The sequence below is a fragment of the Desulfosediminicola flagellatus genome, from assembly GCF_005116655.2.
In the GTDB taxonomy this organism is placed as follows: Bacteria; Desulfobacterota; Desulfobulbia; order Desulfobulbales; family Desulfocapsaceae; genus Desulfopila; species Desulfopila flagellata.
The window spans coordinates 4,605,842-4,620,411 of record NZ_CP050698.1; the positions used below are offsets into that span (position 1 = coordinate 4,605,842).

Here is a 14,570-nt window from a genome sequence, read left to right on the forward strand (position 1 = left end):
CCTGGGTGAAGGAGTACTTTCTGCTCCATTGGGGGGGGTAGACCTAATAGCTAATCTGTTTCAATCCAAAAAGTCAGCAGATGGTTCAATATTGATGCGCGTGTAAGAATTTTAACGAAAGCATAACGTTTATATCATGAAGATACAAACGTTACACGCACCGCTAATATTGGCCCAACTGACTAGCTTTCGGACGAAAACACATATGCGATGGCAGCCCTGTAACGTATCATACGTGGTGAGATATGAGTCTTACGCTCAGAGATATACTGAATTCACAAAAGGTGAAATCAGAGAGTGATGCAATCACTCCGTTTCTCCCTATGACTCCTGTGAGTCTGGAGGAAACGGGGTTAAACCGCATTCTCGTTGAAGATCTGATCTGTAAACTCTTGCTGGCCCATGGCTCACTGAGTGGGCGGGAAATTGCCCGTCTGCTTGCTTTGCCCTTGAAAATTATAAGCGATCTGCTCTACGACCTGAAACAACGGTTGATTCTTGCCTATCAAGATACTGCAGGAGTGAACGACTTTGACTATATCCTCACTGAGACAGGTAGAGAAAAAGGATTGTCGGCCCGTGAACAGTCCGCCTATATCGGTGCGGCTCCGGTTCCCTTTGCCGATTATCTCGAAAGTGTAGAGCGCCAGACAATCCGCAGCGAACATCCTGGTAAAGCCCAGCTTGAAGCTGCTTTAAAAGGACTGGTATTGCCGGATGATTTTTTCCAGCTCCTCGGGCCGGCTATTAACTCCGCTAAAGGACTGTTTATTTACGGAGCCCCCGGAAATGGGAAAACCGAAGTTGCTACCCGCATCGCCGACTGCTATACCGATACCGTCTTTATTCCCCGTACCCTGCTGGTGGGTGGGCATCTTATTCAACTCTACGATCCCCGTTGTCATTTTGAGGTCGAAGAGGAAGCTGATAAAGCGTTGACAACACTGCCGGACAAACGTTGGCTGCGCATCAAGCGACCCGCCGTCGTGGTGGGCGGCGAGATGGATCTCGACTCGCTGGAGGTAGGCTTTAACGCCCATACCGGCATCTGTGAGGCTTCGTTACAGCTCAAAGGCAATAGCGGTGTATTTGTGGTGGATGATTTCGGACGGCAACGAATTGGTCCGGATAAGCTGCTCAATCGCTGGATACTGCCACTGGAAAAGAGCATCGATTTTCTCACTCTGCCTGATGGCTCCAAGGTGCAGGTGCCTTTTAACGCTTTTCTGGTCTTCTGCTCTAACTTTGATCCTGGGCGCATTCTGGAAGAAGCGTTCCTGCGAAAGATCCCCTATAAGATATTTATGGATGATCCGGACGAGCGAGCGTTTGTTCAAATCTTTCGTCAGATGACAGAACAATACGACATCGCCTATGAGGCCGACTGTGTAGAATATTTGCTGGAAAAGCATTTTCGAAATATCCGCTCCATGCGTGGCTGCCATCCAAGGGATATTCTTCAGCAGTTAATACATATTGCCCGTTACGAGAATAGACCACCGGTAATGACCACTGCCGACCTTGACCGGGCGGTACAACTCTATTTCTCTGTGATGGATGGTGAACAGTTTACTCAGAAAACTGCACAGATTGACCATGCATAAAAAGCCGGAACACTCCGGAGAAAATAGTTCGTTCTGCACAACAGGTATCCCGACCTGTTTTTTCGGGAATTGGCAATAAATACGCTTCATTTTTTTAACAATGCTCAAGCAGATTATTTTCGAAAAGCTTGGCATTAAACATTCAACCCAAAATAAGGGGGACAGCTATGAAATGGTTAATGGCAAAGACAATTGATTTTATTAAGGAAGAAGATGGTGTTACGGCTATTGAGTATGGATTAATTGCTGCATTTATTTCTGTCATGATAATAGGTGGTATCACTGTAGGACAACCAGCAATTGAAAGTATATTTGATAAAATTGGTGATGCACTAGTGGACGGAAACGCAAAAAGCGGTACTGGAGGATGACAAATTGGTGATGCACTAGTGGAGGATAACGCAGCAAGCGAAAGTAGCGGCAGCTAGTCGACCAAATAATCAGTCAAAATCGTATTTGTTCGTTAACTATGCAAATTCGATTTTGACTGATACACAATAGCTTTCTTAAGGATTAATGTTTGAATATAGAAGATTTTTCGTTGGATATAAAATCAATTTCATATCTTGTGCTGTTTTTTGGATTATTCTGCGTACTACTGATATCAGCGATAAGAGATGTGAAAGAGAGAAAAATACCAAACTTGATTACACTGCCATCAGCTATCATCGCTATTCTATGTCACATTTTCTCAGATGGTTGGCAAGGATTAATATTTAGTTTTCAAGGGATTGCTGTTGGTTTCTTTCTATTCATTATGCTTTACGCAATTGGTGTTATGGGGGCCGGAGACGTCAAGTTAATGAGTGTAGTAGGTGCTGTGTTTGGCCCTAAAAACACTTTAACTGTTCTACTGTTTATAATGGTTATGAGCGGTGTGCTTGCATTGTTCTTAATGTGGCATCGTGGTGTTATTAAGAAGTCACTTTCTCGTCTTTGGATGATCATATTTCTTTTTGCAACACAACAAAATTCATCCTTTTTTAAAGAAGCAAATAGTGAACTAGCTGAGGAAGGCATGCCTTTAGCTGTGGCAATTGCAGCAGGTGTATTCCTGTATGTCATATACATCTGGATAACTACAGGAATGTTCCCGCTTTTAAGCCCGGGCTGAGAGCCTTAGAGAATCGGCAGTAAAATTGGTGAGGGAGGGGTTATGAAAAGGAGGCTAGATGAATAGGTCTATTCGAGTGATGTTTCTTATGGTGGCACTTGCCGGTGCTGCTTTTATTAGCTTTGTTGTCTATCAACGTATGGCCGGCCAGCAAACGGTATTGACTCCTGAGACTAAACAGGAGACGGTTAAAATTGCCGTGGTGGAACGTGATCTGAAACGAGGTGCCAAGATCACAACTCAGGACTTACGCATGGCTCCATATCTAGCCGAGTCTCTTCCTGCCGGTCATTTCAAGAATTTGAGCGATGCCATAGGTCGAATCGTTATCAAACCTATCCGGGTAACAGAACCTGTACTGGAATCGGCCCTGGCCTCGACCAATCTTACTAAAGGCGGAATGGCAGCTGTGATTACCTCGCAGAAGCGCGCCATGGCGGTGAAGGTAGACGATGTGGTCGGAGTTGCCGGCTTTCTCCATCCCGGGCATATGGTGGATGTTCTAGTCTCCATTGATAAACCGGGTGAAAAACGGAGCCAGATTACCAAGACTGTGCTAGAAAATATTCCTGTCCTCTCCATAGGCACCCAGGCCCAGGAGAGCGATGATAAAGCTGCCAAGCGGGTCACCGTGGTCACCCTTGAAGTTGATTTGGAAGAGGGGGAAAAACTGGCACTGGCCGTGAACGAAGGTCGGATCCAGTTGGCCCTGCGCGGCTACTCCGATGATGATCATATCCTCACCAAGGGAATCACTGTAGATGCCCTGCTGAAATCCTATGCTACAGTAAACAGTACCCCGGTGAAGGTGAATCAAAAGGTTGCCTCGGCAAGGCCTGTACGTCAGGTCAGCCGTCCCTTGACGGTTGAGGTAATGAATGGCAATGCCATCAATAGAATTAATATCAAGCGTTAATGAAAGGGAGAGGAATTGTGAAAAGTACGTGGGTTGTCCCCCCGGTTGTGATTTGTAGTATTATTTCTTTTCTATCTGTCGTAGCTGTTTCTACCATTATCCGGCCTTTCCCTGTCTCTGCTGCTCCGGCGGAAATCACGGTGGATACCCAGAACGGCAAGCATATCAACCTTCAGGTCAACAAGCTTGGCAAGATTAAATCCCCATGGGTCATTAAAAGAGCCCACGTAGTCAACCCAGAAGTGGCCGAGTTGATTTATTCCAAGACCCAATCCCCCTACTGGGTGTTTGTCAGCGGTAAATCGGCTGGCACCACTCAGCTCACCCTCTGGGGTGAAAAAAACCGTATGCTCGGCACCTATGAAGTTATTGTCAGCGCAGATGCCACCGGCCTGAAAAAAAGCCTCTTTGACATTTTCCCAGAAGAAAATATCGCCGTCCGTTCCTCAGGCGCTTACCTCACCCTTACCGGGACGGTTACAGATTCCGTGAAGCTCTCCAAGGTGCTGACCCTTGCAGAAAGCTATGCCCCCGAAAAAGTGATCAATTTACTTCAGGTCGGTGGCCTCCAACAGGTTATGCTTGAGGTACGTATTGCCGAAATTTCCAAAACCACGGGTAAAGAGCTTGGGGTCAACTTTGCCTGGGCGGGCGATGATAATTTTGCCCTGAGTTTGCTTGATAACCTGACAGCCATACCCGAAGATGGCTGGCCTGGGAATCCACTCAGTGTTTCAAGCTCAATTAATAGTGTGCTCGGTTTTATGACCGGAGACAGCCTGATTGTTGCGATCGACGCTCTGCAGGAAGATGGGCTGATGCAGATTCTGGCAAAACCCACTCTCATTGCCCAGAGCGGTCAGAATGCAAGCTTTCTTGCAGGAGGGGAATTTCCATACCCTGTGGCCGATGGTATAGACAGCATTTCCTTTGAATGGAAGCCGTTTGGTATTGGTCTGAACTTCACGCCAACCGTTCTGGGTAACGACACCATCTCTATGGTTGTTACCCCTGAAGTCTCCGATCTCGATTTTTCAACCACTGTTTCCTATGCCGGATATGTGGTGCCTGCCATAGATACCAGGCGCATGTCCACGGTAGTAGAGTTAAAAGATGGGCAGAGCTTTGCCATCGCTGGCTTGTTGAAAGACTACGTCCATGAGTCAATATCTAAATTTCCTATTCTTGGCGATATCCCCATCCTGGGCGCATTGTTTCGCAGCACCAGATATCAAAAAGATGAGACTGAACTGGTAGTGATTGTTACCCCACATCTGGTAACCCCTGTCGATGGCGATGAGTTGGCTCTGCCTACTGATTCATTTCAGGAGCCAAGCACCTTTGAACTGATGATGCTCGGCATGATGGAAAAACGTAAGCAACACGAGGAAACAGGTGTTCCTGAGGCTCAGGCAACCAGCTACCTGCCTGATGCCGGACCATCACCTCAAGATTTTGGTTACATGCTGCCGGAATAAGAGCGTTATAACACCATTACCTGGCAGCCTGGCTGCCTGGTTGAATATGGGAGTAAGAAATGAATACACGCATTGTCTTTTTGATTCAGGCTGTAACTATAGTGTTTCTTCTGGCAGGATGCACAACTCATCCAACGCCTGTAGAACAGTTCTACGGTACCTCCTTTAAGCTGGCCATGGAAAGCCAGATTGCTAACCCCGGTGCCGGCATGGAAAGTGGTCCGCCCGAAGGACTTGAGGGAGAGGTGGCTGTCATGGTAGTTGAGCGACACCTGGAAGGTTTTGATAAAAAAGCAGCTAAAACAGAAACCTACACGTTAAATATTGAAGGGAGTAAATAGACGGATGAAAAGAGTGATTGCTATGCTCAGGTCTGAATCCGGTGTTTCAGCCATAGAATTTGCGCTGATTGCCCCCCTGCTCTTTGTCCTCACCTTTGGTATCATTGAGTTTGGCCTACTGCTCTTTGACAAGGCTGTGCTCACCAATGCCTCACGCGAAGGAGCCAGGGCCGCAATTATCAGAAACTTTGCGGTAAATGCCGATAACACCACTACCTATTCACCGTTAAGTGAAACAGAGATAGAAGACGTAGTCACCGCCTATGCCAACAATTATCTTATCAACCTTGGAGTGGCCGGAGACAATGACCTTACCAGTGATGACATAACCATAACTTATCTCGGGTCATCAGGAGGGAATGCCCCTGAAATAGGGGGAAGGGTAACAGTTGATGTGCAATATACCTATGACTTTCTGGTATTTCCTAACCTGGCAGAGCTCATTGGCGGTTCCTTCGATGGTACTATTAGTCTGGTTGGCACTACTGTAATGCGCATGGAGTAATAAGCAGAGAGCAAAAAATGATAATTCAGCGAATCAATGCATTGAGAAACAATCGGGGTGCAGTTGCGATCTATGTCGCCCTACTGCTGCCTTTGCTAGTGATGATAGCTGCCATAGCTATCGATGTAAACCATGTCTATGGAGTACGCAATGAGCTGCAGAATGCAGCAGATGCCGGTGCGCTGGCAGGAGCATCCGACTTGTTTGACAGCGCAGGAGAACTAACCGTTACCAACGCGGAAGCTGCTGCGCGTAATCTCACCACAGCAAACGGCACTGGTAATGTACAGGTAGGAACCCCCACAGTGGAAACAGGGCATTGGTCCTTTGCTGACAAGGTTTTTACCCCTAGCTCCAATACAACCCAGGTGGATTGGCTGGGTAGAACAGCTCAGGAACTCGATACAGATATTGATTTTATTAATGCGGTCAGGGTGGAGGCCAGACGGGACGACACTCCTTCCTTTTTCGCTAAAGTTTTCGGAATCAATCAGCTTGCCGTGGCCAATGATGCGGTGGCCTGGATTGGGTTTGCAGGAAGTCTCTTTGTTGACGATGTCGACTGGCCGATTGCAATTTGCCAGGAAGCCATTACCGACGGGAACACGTTTCGCTGTAATATGGGCAGGATGCTTAATAGCGGTGGCAATACCAATACATCTATGACCGCCATGTGGTCCAACTACACCCAGGGGCCATGCCAGACTGCCAATAACAGTGATATGAAGGGATTGACAGGCGGCTGTAATGCAGGAAACGACCAAACCCTGATCTTTGGAGAGGGTATGGGCACCCAGAACGGTGTGCAGGATAACATCCTCGGCAACCTCGTTGACTGCTGGATAAAAAATGCCGACACGGATGAAGATGGTGTCCCTGACGTAACCTGGTCAATGGTCTTGCCGGTAATTGATTGTTTCGAGGACAACACCTGCTCTCCACTTGTTGGTGCGGTACAGGTAAATATTGTCTGGATCATACATAAAAATGATCCACTTATGGATGAGGTGCCCCGCAAGATGGGAGACTGGAGTTGTGACGATACAGACCCGTATACCTGCTGGAAGAGTTTCGTCGATAACTTCGGGCTGGAAAATGTATCAGGCCCTCCTCAAACACAGGCCGATTATGAGGAAATGTATCAGAAGAAAAATATATTCTTTCTGACCGAGTGTACAAAGTTAGAACCACGCGGTACGAGCGGTGGTAATAATTTCGGCATACTGGCAGATGTGCCTGTGCTGGTTGAGTAATACCGGGTAATCCGTAATACGGATACCTGCAATAGCATGACAATTGAATGTCAGGAAATTCCATGAGCAATAACGAAACCACACTTTCAGTCCAACTTGCAATAAAAACACCGGATGTCCATCGTGATCTGATGTCCATAGTCAAGGAGATGGAGTCGTTCACCCTGCAGGATGAGGAAAATGCGGCATGGGCAGACATTCTGGTGCTTGAAATCGGTAATGATCCTGCTACGGAGTTTGAAACTATTCGTCTACTTGTGAAAGAAAAAGTGGTTGGAACACTCTTTCTCACATCCACCCAAACCACCACCGATATTCTGCTTCCCGCTATGCGGGCCGGAGCGCGGGAATTTTTCCAGCAACCTATAGATAAAGTTGAGGTTCGGGAAGCATTCAATACTGTTCTACAGAAACAGCTTCAGGATCTGAAGCCTGATGTAGCCAAGGCTGAGAAAGGCAGAGTCCTGAGTGTGGTAGGTGCAAAGGGAGGTGTCGGCGCCACAACATTTGCGGTAAATTTTGCCACCTCAATTCAGGCGGTGAATAAAGACCGACTTGTGGCACTGATTGACATGAATCGTTTTATCGGTGAGATTCCGCTTTTTCTCGATCTCGAGACGGATATCAACTGGGAGGAGATCGGTAGAAACCTGAGTAGGCTGGATGCCTCGTATCTGCAAAGTGCCATGGTTCGTCATTCATCCGGCGTATTTGTGCTTCCAGCTCCCTGTAAACTTGATTCTGAGATGAAGTTGCAAAAAGACTTCCTGTATAAATTGATCAGAACCATGCGAGAGTTCTTTGACGATATTATTGTCGACTGCGGCACGTCTTTCTCTGAAGATGCAGTCAAGATCTGTCGTGACTCTGAATCCATATATCTTATCTCCACCATGAGTATGCCCTGTATCATTAATGTCCGCAAACTGCAGCAATCGCTTGCCTCTACTGCGGGGGTAACTAACGGCAGGCTGCAGGTGGTGGCTAACCGTTTTGAAAAAAAATCTCAGCTGAGCCTTGCTGAGGCGAGCAAGGTGATTGGCAGTGAAATCGTCAACACTATTCCCAATGACTATTCACTCACCATGTCGGCGGTCAGCAGCGGTAAAACGGTGGCGGAGGTGGCAAAGAGATCGCAGGTCGCCAAAGCATACCGTAAGCTAGCCGAGTCTGTCTGTACTACTCAGCAAGTTCAAAAGAGTAGGTTCTTCGGGCTGTTCAGATAATCACGTATTAAGCAAAAAGGAAATTCAATCGTGGAATTACGGGAAATTCTCAGAAATCTTGAGGAGCATGGCACTCCAGACAGCATCGGGGCAAACCATACTGTGCTGTTGGAAGAGGTAGATCTCTCCGATGATTACTTCGAACTGAAGGCCACAATCCATGACCAGTTGGCCAAGGTCATTGATCTTTCCCTGCTCGATGAGATCGAAGAACACCGCCTGCGTCGCGAGATTAACAAGGCGACAGAGGCTATTCTCAAAGATGATGCTATCGAGGTTATACCTCTCAACGCCAGGGAACATGCACGCCTGTTGAAGGAAATTGAAAACGAGGTTATCGGTCTCGGCCCCCTGGAAGACCTGATGAGTGACAACTCTGTCTCTGATATCCTCGTCAACTCCTATAATTCGGTCTATGTTGAACGATTCGGCAAATTAGAAAAGAGCAGGGTTCGTTTTAAGGATGATGCACATCTGATGCGCATCATAGAAAAAATCGTCTCTGCTGTTGGCAGACGTATCGATGAGATCTCACCCATGGTGGACGCGCGCCTCGCTGACGGATCTCGCGTGAACGCCATCATCCCTCCTTTGGCCCTTGATGGTCCATCACTCTCAATCAGGCGTTTTTCAGTCGACCCGCTCACCCTTAAAGATATGATTCTGCTCAAGACCATCACCGCCCCCCTTGGCGAATTACTGAAGTCAATAGTCGGGGCCAGGCTGAATGTGCTGATTTCCGGTGGAACCGGTTCGGGTAAAACCACAATGCTCAACGTTATGTCTCAGTTTATCTCTTCCAAAGAGCGCATAGTCACTATTGAGGATTCAGCAGAACTGCAACTCAAACAGGAACACGTTGTTCGCCTGGAGACGCGACCTCCGAATATAGAGGGCAAAGGCCAGATTACCCAACGGAATCTGGTACGCAACAGTCTGCGAATGAGACCGGACCGGATCATTATCGGCGAGGTGCGCGGTGCAGAATCCGTAGATATGCTCCAGGCCATGAACACAGGTCATGACGGCTCGCTCACTACCGTTCATGCCAACACTCCGGTAGACGCGCTTATGCGCATCGAGACCATGGTAACTATGGCAGGTTTCAACCTGCCCAGTGAATATATCAAAAAATATATAGCCTCGGCGATTGATGTAGTGATTCAGGTAGAGCGGCTGATGGATGGTACGCGAAAGGTTGTCAGCCTTCAGGAAATCACCGGCATGGAGGGCAACGTTATCACCATGCAGGAGATTATCTCCTTTAATCAGCAGGGGGTGGATGCCGAAGGAGGAGTTGTCGGTCACTTCAGAACCCATGGCATCAGACCGAGATTTTTTGATCGTTTCCTGAAAATGGGGTTGAGTATTCCTGACCTTGAGGTCGATGATGCTGACAGGATGAAGAGGTAACCTATGGAATATGCTTTTACCGGTGCACTTTTTTGTCTACTCCTGATTATTTTTGAGTTGCTCTATTCGCTCCTGAAAAAAGAGTCGAGCCGGCCTGTGGAGCGTGTAGTTGAGCGTTACAGCCAGGGCGGAATCTCAGAGGAGCAGGAACTGAATATTCTTTATTATAGAAAATTCAGCGATATTAAATTTTTTGATGCTCTCTTGAGAGTAAGCCCCATTGCCCGTCGTCTCGACAGCCTGATGCAGCAAGGCGGGGTGAAGATGCTGGTCGGGGTCTTTCTCCTTTTGACTCTGACCATAGGTTCGGTAGTTTTCCTCCTCTGCTCCATGATTCCGTTTCCTTATCTTTTAAGTGGAGCAGTATCCTTATTTGCCATGACGGTACCCTACCTCTTTCTGCGTTTACAGAGGGCGCGCAGGCGCAGCCGCTTTGAAGCCCTTTTCCCAGACGCCTTAGACCTGATGGGCTACTCTCTCAAAGCAGGACACTCCATCGGAGCAAGTTTCAGGATGGTGGCTGAAGAGATGGCGGGGCCGGTAGGTGAAGAGTTTGGCAGAGTGGTTGAGGAACTGAACTTCGGCCTGGAGCTGGACGCGTCTCTACGAAACTTTTCTCGCCGGATAGACTCCCCAGAGCTACGTTTTTTTGCCACCTCAGTGATCATTCAGCGGGAGACCGGCGGGAATCTTGTTGAAATGATCGAAAAAATCTCCGAGGTGGTTCGCAGAAAATTCCGTTTCAGGGAGAAAGTGAAGGCTCTGAGCGCAGAAGGTAAACTTTCAGGAGGTATTTTACTGGCACTGCCCTTTTTGACCGGGGCGGCACTGCTTATTACCAACCCTGAATATCTGACAGTGCTGGTCAATGACCCCATTGGCCCCTACGTCATAGGTATCGCTATCGCGATGATGTCGTTTGGTACCTTTGTTATGTACAAACTGGTACAGTTGGATATGTAAGGGAAACAATCAGTAAACAAAAAAATTCTATTGCCGGAAGTATTATCCGAAGATTTTTAAAGGGGTGGTAAGGAGATGAAAAAATGTTTGCACTGAATACGCCGTTGATACTTTCCGTTGCGACATTTGTGGTATTGATTCTATTGTATGGTGCGGTTGCCTCACTGGTCTCCGGCCAGAAGAAACGGGATCAACTGCTCAGCAGGACACAACAATGGGGCGGTCAAGCCGTACAAAAAAATAATTTCCCCGCTTCAACACCTGGCCGTAAATCTGGGAAGTCGCTGCTGCCGTTTGGTCGTTCGTCTCAGAAAGGGCCAATCAGTGAGAGCGGTATTTATGCCAATACACCGCTGTTCTACCAGCGTGCCGGCCTCTATAACCCTGGAGTTATAAAGACCTATCAAGGCATTCGATATTTTTTGCTGGTAGCACCATTTTGCTACCCACTCTTTTCACATTTCATCCTTCAGCAACCAGTCGGCAGGATGATGATCATGCGGACGTTTGTAGTTGGATGTGTCGGATATTACCTTCCTGTACTCTGGCTGCGTCTGGTGGCCCGTGCCCGTAAAAAAGAGTTGAACAGGAGTTTCCCCGATGCGCTTGATCTGCTGATGGTGTGCATGGAGGCCGGACTGGGACTCGATTCAGCCATTAGCAGGGTGTCCCGGGAAATTCATGTGACCTGCCCAGAACTGGGTAAAGAGTTGAAAATTCTCTCGCTTGAGTTGAAGACCGGCATGTCACGCAATGCCTGCCTGAAAAATCTGGCCCGCAGAACAGACCTACCCGATATTGATAATCTAGTAAGCCTGCTCATCCAGGCGGAAAAGTACGGAACAGGAGTAGCAAATGCTCTGCGTATTCATGCCGAAGAGATGCGCCAGAAACGATACAGCCGACTTGAGGAAATGGCCGCCAAGCTGCCGGTAAAGCTCGTGGTACCATTAACGCTCTTTATATTCCCGGCACTGTTTGTCGTTATTGCCGGTCCTGCAGCAATACAGGTGCTGCGAGTGATAATACAGGGGTAAAGCAAATGAACACAACAATGTGTAGAGGTAAACGAAGGTATCCGGTCGTTTTCTTTTCTTTCCAGCTGCTGGCGCTGCTGTTTGTTGGCGGCTGCAGCACCCATGATGATCGTCTCTCATACTTTAATATGTTGGATGACGAGAAGCAGACACAGCAAAATAAACGAGCGGCCAACACATTCTGGGAATCGGTACGACCGATCTCTACCCTGTCAGCATCACATTACAAGCTGGGGCGTCATTACCAGAAACAGGGAAAATACGAGCAGGCAATAGAAGAATTCTCCAAAACTATTGATATGGATGCCGGGCTCTGTAAAGCGTACAACGGCATCGGTATGTCGTACGACGCGCTTAAACAGTGCGAACTGGCTCGCAAGGCATATGAACTTGCCCTCCGCTGTGAACCTGAAAAGGCATATATTTATAATAACTATGGATATTCGAGAATTCTATGCAACCAGTTTGAGCAGGGAATAGCGCTGCTGCGCAAGGCTGAGGAACTGTCTGCTGACAGCACCCAGGTTAAAAAGAACCTGGAGTTTGCCCGTCTCGCTCTGACCAAAATACCGGGCCCGGATTGTGAAATACCGCTGGCTGATGATACTCACTTTGATCTGGCTTTGGCAACTCCCAGAGAACTGGCAGCATATATGGCAAAGGCTGCAGAAAAGCAGCAGCCGAAGGTTAAACCGCAGGCAGATATTACTTCAGTGAACGCGAAGAGCCACGAAGCAGCTGCTTCGCCAGATCAACCTGCCCTGCTGGTTCCATCTGTCAGTCCTCTTTTGCAGCCACATCTGCTTGTTGACAATTTTGAAGCCCCGGAAAATGCGGAGCAGGCCTTACCCATAAGAACTGGTGCCGCTGCTACAGCAAATACCCGAGATACTGTTATCCCGGTTCTAAAACAGGCAAAATTAAAAGAAATTCAGTCACAACATCCCAAAACACCAGAAACGAGCGGTGTTGAGCATCCCCCCGTACCATTACCCGTAAAACATGTTGAGACAAAGCCTCCATTGCCTGAAGAAGGTGACACGAAGGAAGTTGCACCTGAATGGCAGGCGAGAGCCTCCAAACATAAGAGACTCGAGGAAAAGTTTCAGAAGATGGGCAGCCTGGAAAAAACCAACCTGAAAAAAACATATGTGGAGGTATCTAACGGAAACGGTGTAACAGGAATGGCTGGAAGAAGTGCGGAGCTGCTACGCGACTATGGCTTCAGTGTTCGCCGAATCACCAATGCCCGAAGTTTTCAGTTCAGTGAGAGTTCAGTATTTTACCGGGAAGGGTATCAAAAAGAAGCACGCGATCTGGCAGATTTTCTACCGGGAGATCAGCACATACAGAAAGTCGATTCTCTAGGCAGAAGTTCTATAGGGGTCAGGGTTCTACTTGGCAACGACCTGGTGGTGCTTGATTTTCCAGAACGATATGCCCACCTGAGTTACATAAAGCTTGAGAATGGGCAGGCAGGAAAATGGAGAGATCTCCCAAGACTTTCGATGGATAATTAATAGAGCGAGACCGTAATGAGAATTACCAATGATGCAACAGCGCATGCATGTCTTCAGGATACCAGGAACACACGTTTAAGCGATTTTTTCAGAAGTGGTTTGGGTATCAGCCTGATTTGTGGGTTTCTCATGAGTGGCTGTTCATCTTTCCAAAAGGATACTTCATTCAACCTGGAGCGCCAGATACAGCGTCAGCAGGCTGCTCGGGAAATGAAAATGAAGCCATCTTCAAATGAAGAGCATACTGCCCGGGACTATGAAAATATGGGCGACCGCTATATGCTGCGAAAAGATATCAATCGTGCCTACCTGAATTACATGCGGGGCCTTGAGATCGAACCCGAAAGTGTTTCGCTGCTTGAAAAACAGGCTTCGCTGCTATTGGCAAAAAATAAATATTTTGAAGCTGGAATTGTTTACCAGAAGTTGCTGAACATTAACAGTGCCAATTCCGAGGCTCTGGAGGGGCAAGGCAGGGCCTATTTCGGGCTCGGAAAACTGAACGAGGCGGAGGATAATTTTCGGGCAGCACTGGCTATTTCACCAAATCGGTGGAAGACGCATGAATATCTCGGCCTTATCGCCAGTCAGCAGCAGGATCTCAAGCGGGCAATAGCCTGTTTTGAACAAGCGCTCGAACTTCAACCTGAAAATGATGGATATATCAACAACCTGGCTGTAAGCTACTATATTGACGGGGATATTGACGAAGCTCTTCGTTTGCTCAGTGAGTTGGCAAAAAGCTCCCGTACCCGAAAAGTACACAACAATCTTGCCCTCGTATACTTCAAGTTGGGCTACTATGAGGAAGCAATGGCTTCGTTTAAGCGCGGCTCTGAGAGCGAGGCGGAGGCTTATAATAGCATTGGCTACCAGTTTCTGGTGAGCAAGCAATTTGTACGGGCAATAGAAGCATTTGAGCGGGCAATTGATTTAAACCCAAAATATTATATTGCTGCCGATAAAAACCTTACTATTGCCAGAAAAGAGTTCACTGGCAACATTCAAAACCGAATGTAATGCTCTACATAGCTTCGTATAGGGCAAATTCTGATCACAAGTTTTTACTCTGCAAGAGTCACCGTCATCTTCCGGCGTTTCCCCTTGAGTAGTCGAGCTTGTGTTATCGACAGAAATAATCGCCCAATAAGGTAAATAATCGCTTGCAACAGCTCTCCTGCAATACTCATCCCTATCGTC

At 47.6% G+C, this 14,570-nt stretch carries 14 protein-coding genes; all 14 read left to right on the forward strand.

Features of this window, described 5'->3' with window-relative positions:
- Positions 1–245: 245 nt before the first annotated feature.
- The 14 genes from FCL46_RS19010 (at position 246) to FCL46_RS19075 (ending at position 14,390) form a co-directional block, all read left to right on the forward strand.
- The gene (locus FCL46_RS19010) at positions 246–1,604 is read left to right on the forward strand and encodes an ATP-binding protein (protein WP_136805708.1); all 1,359 of its coding nucleotides are present in this window, start codon (positions 246–248) and stop codon (positions 1,602–1,604) included.
- Between the two features lie 167 nt (positions 1,605–1,771).
- Positions 1,772–1,975 (forward strand): Flp family type IVb pilin, encoded by a 204-nt coding sequence (locus tag FCL46_RS19015; RefSeq protein ID WP_136805709.1) that lies wholly within the window; start codon positions 1,772–1,774, stop codon positions 1,973–1,975.
- A gap of 149 nt (positions 1,976–2,124) precedes the next feature.
- Positions 2,125–2,718: an A24 family peptidase gene (locus FCL46_RS19020; RefSeq protein ID WP_136805710.1), complete on the forward strand. Its 594-nt coding sequence runs from the start codon at positions 2,125–2,127 to the stop codon at positions 2,716–2,718.
- Positions 2,719–2,776: 58 nt separating this feature from the next.
- Complete coding sequence (cpaB, locus tag FCL46_RS19025; protein ID WP_136805711.1) at positions 2,777–3,634, forward strand: Flp pilus assembly protein CpaB; 858 nt, start codon at positions 2,777–2,779, stop codon at positions 3,632–3,634.
- A gap of 17 nt (positions 3,635–3,651) precedes the next feature.
- Entirely contained in the window at positions 3,652–5,112 is a 1,461-nt protein-coding gene (locus tag FCL46_RS19030) for a type II and III secretion system protein family protein (RefSeq protein ID WP_167505760.1), read from the forward strand.
- A gap of 59 nt (positions 5,113–5,171) precedes the next feature.
- Entirely contained in the window at positions 5,172–5,453 is a 282-nt protein-coding gene (locus FCL46_RS19035; protein WP_136805713.1) for a hypothetical protein, read from the forward strand.
- 4 nt (positions 5,454–5,457) lie between these two features.
- Complete coding sequence (locus FCL46_RS19040) at positions 5,458–5,958, forward strand: TadE/TadG family type IV pilus assembly protein (protein WP_217909469.1); 501 nt, start codon at positions 5,458–5,460, stop codon at positions 5,956–5,958.
- 17 nt (positions 5,959–5,975) lie between these two features.
- Entirely contained in the window at positions 5,976–7,211 is a 1,236-nt protein-coding gene (locus tag FCL46_RS19045; RefSeq protein WP_136805714.1) for a pilus assembly protein TadG-related protein, read from the forward strand.
- A gap of 62 nt (positions 7,212–7,273) precedes the next feature.
- Positions 7,274–8,437, forward strand: coding sequence for a CpaE/TadZ family protein (locus tag FCL46_RS19050; protein WP_167505761.1), 1,164 nt, complete (start codon positions 7,274–7,276; stop codon positions 8,435–8,437).
- An 84-nt stretch (positions 8,438–8,521) separates the two neighbouring features.
- Positions 8,522–9,850: a TadA family conjugal transfer-associated ATPase gene (locus FCL46_RS19055; protein ID WP_420811285.1), complete on the forward strand. Its 1,329-nt coding sequence runs from the start codon at positions 8,522–8,524 to the stop codon at positions 9,848–9,850.
- A 3-nt stretch (positions 9,851–9,853) separates the two neighbouring features.
- Positions 9,854–10,813, forward strand: coding sequence for a type II secretion system F family protein (locus FCL46_RS19060; RefSeq protein ID WP_136805716.1), 960 nt, complete (start codon positions 9,854–9,856; stop codon positions 10,811–10,813).
- 83 nt (positions 10,814–10,896) lie between these two features.
- The gene (locus FCL46_RS19065; protein WP_136805717.1) at positions 10,897–11,850 is read left to right on the forward strand and encodes a type II secretion system F family protein; all 954 of its coding nucleotides are present in this window, start codon (positions 10,897–10,899) and stop codon (positions 11,848–11,850) included.
- A gap of 5 nt (positions 11,851–11,855) precedes the next feature.
- Positions 11,856–13,370, forward strand: coding sequence for a LytR C-terminal domain-containing protein (locus FCL46_RS19070; protein WP_136805718.1), 1,515 nt, complete (start codon positions 11,856–11,858; stop codon positions 13,368–13,370).
- 15 nt (positions 13,371–13,385) lie between these two features.
- Positions 13,386–14,390: a tetratricopeptide repeat protein gene (locus FCL46_RS19075; protein WP_136805719.1), complete on the forward strand. Its 1,005-nt coding sequence runs from the start codon at positions 13,386–13,388 to the stop codon at positions 14,388–14,390.
- Positions 14,391–14,570: the final 180 nt, after the last annotated feature.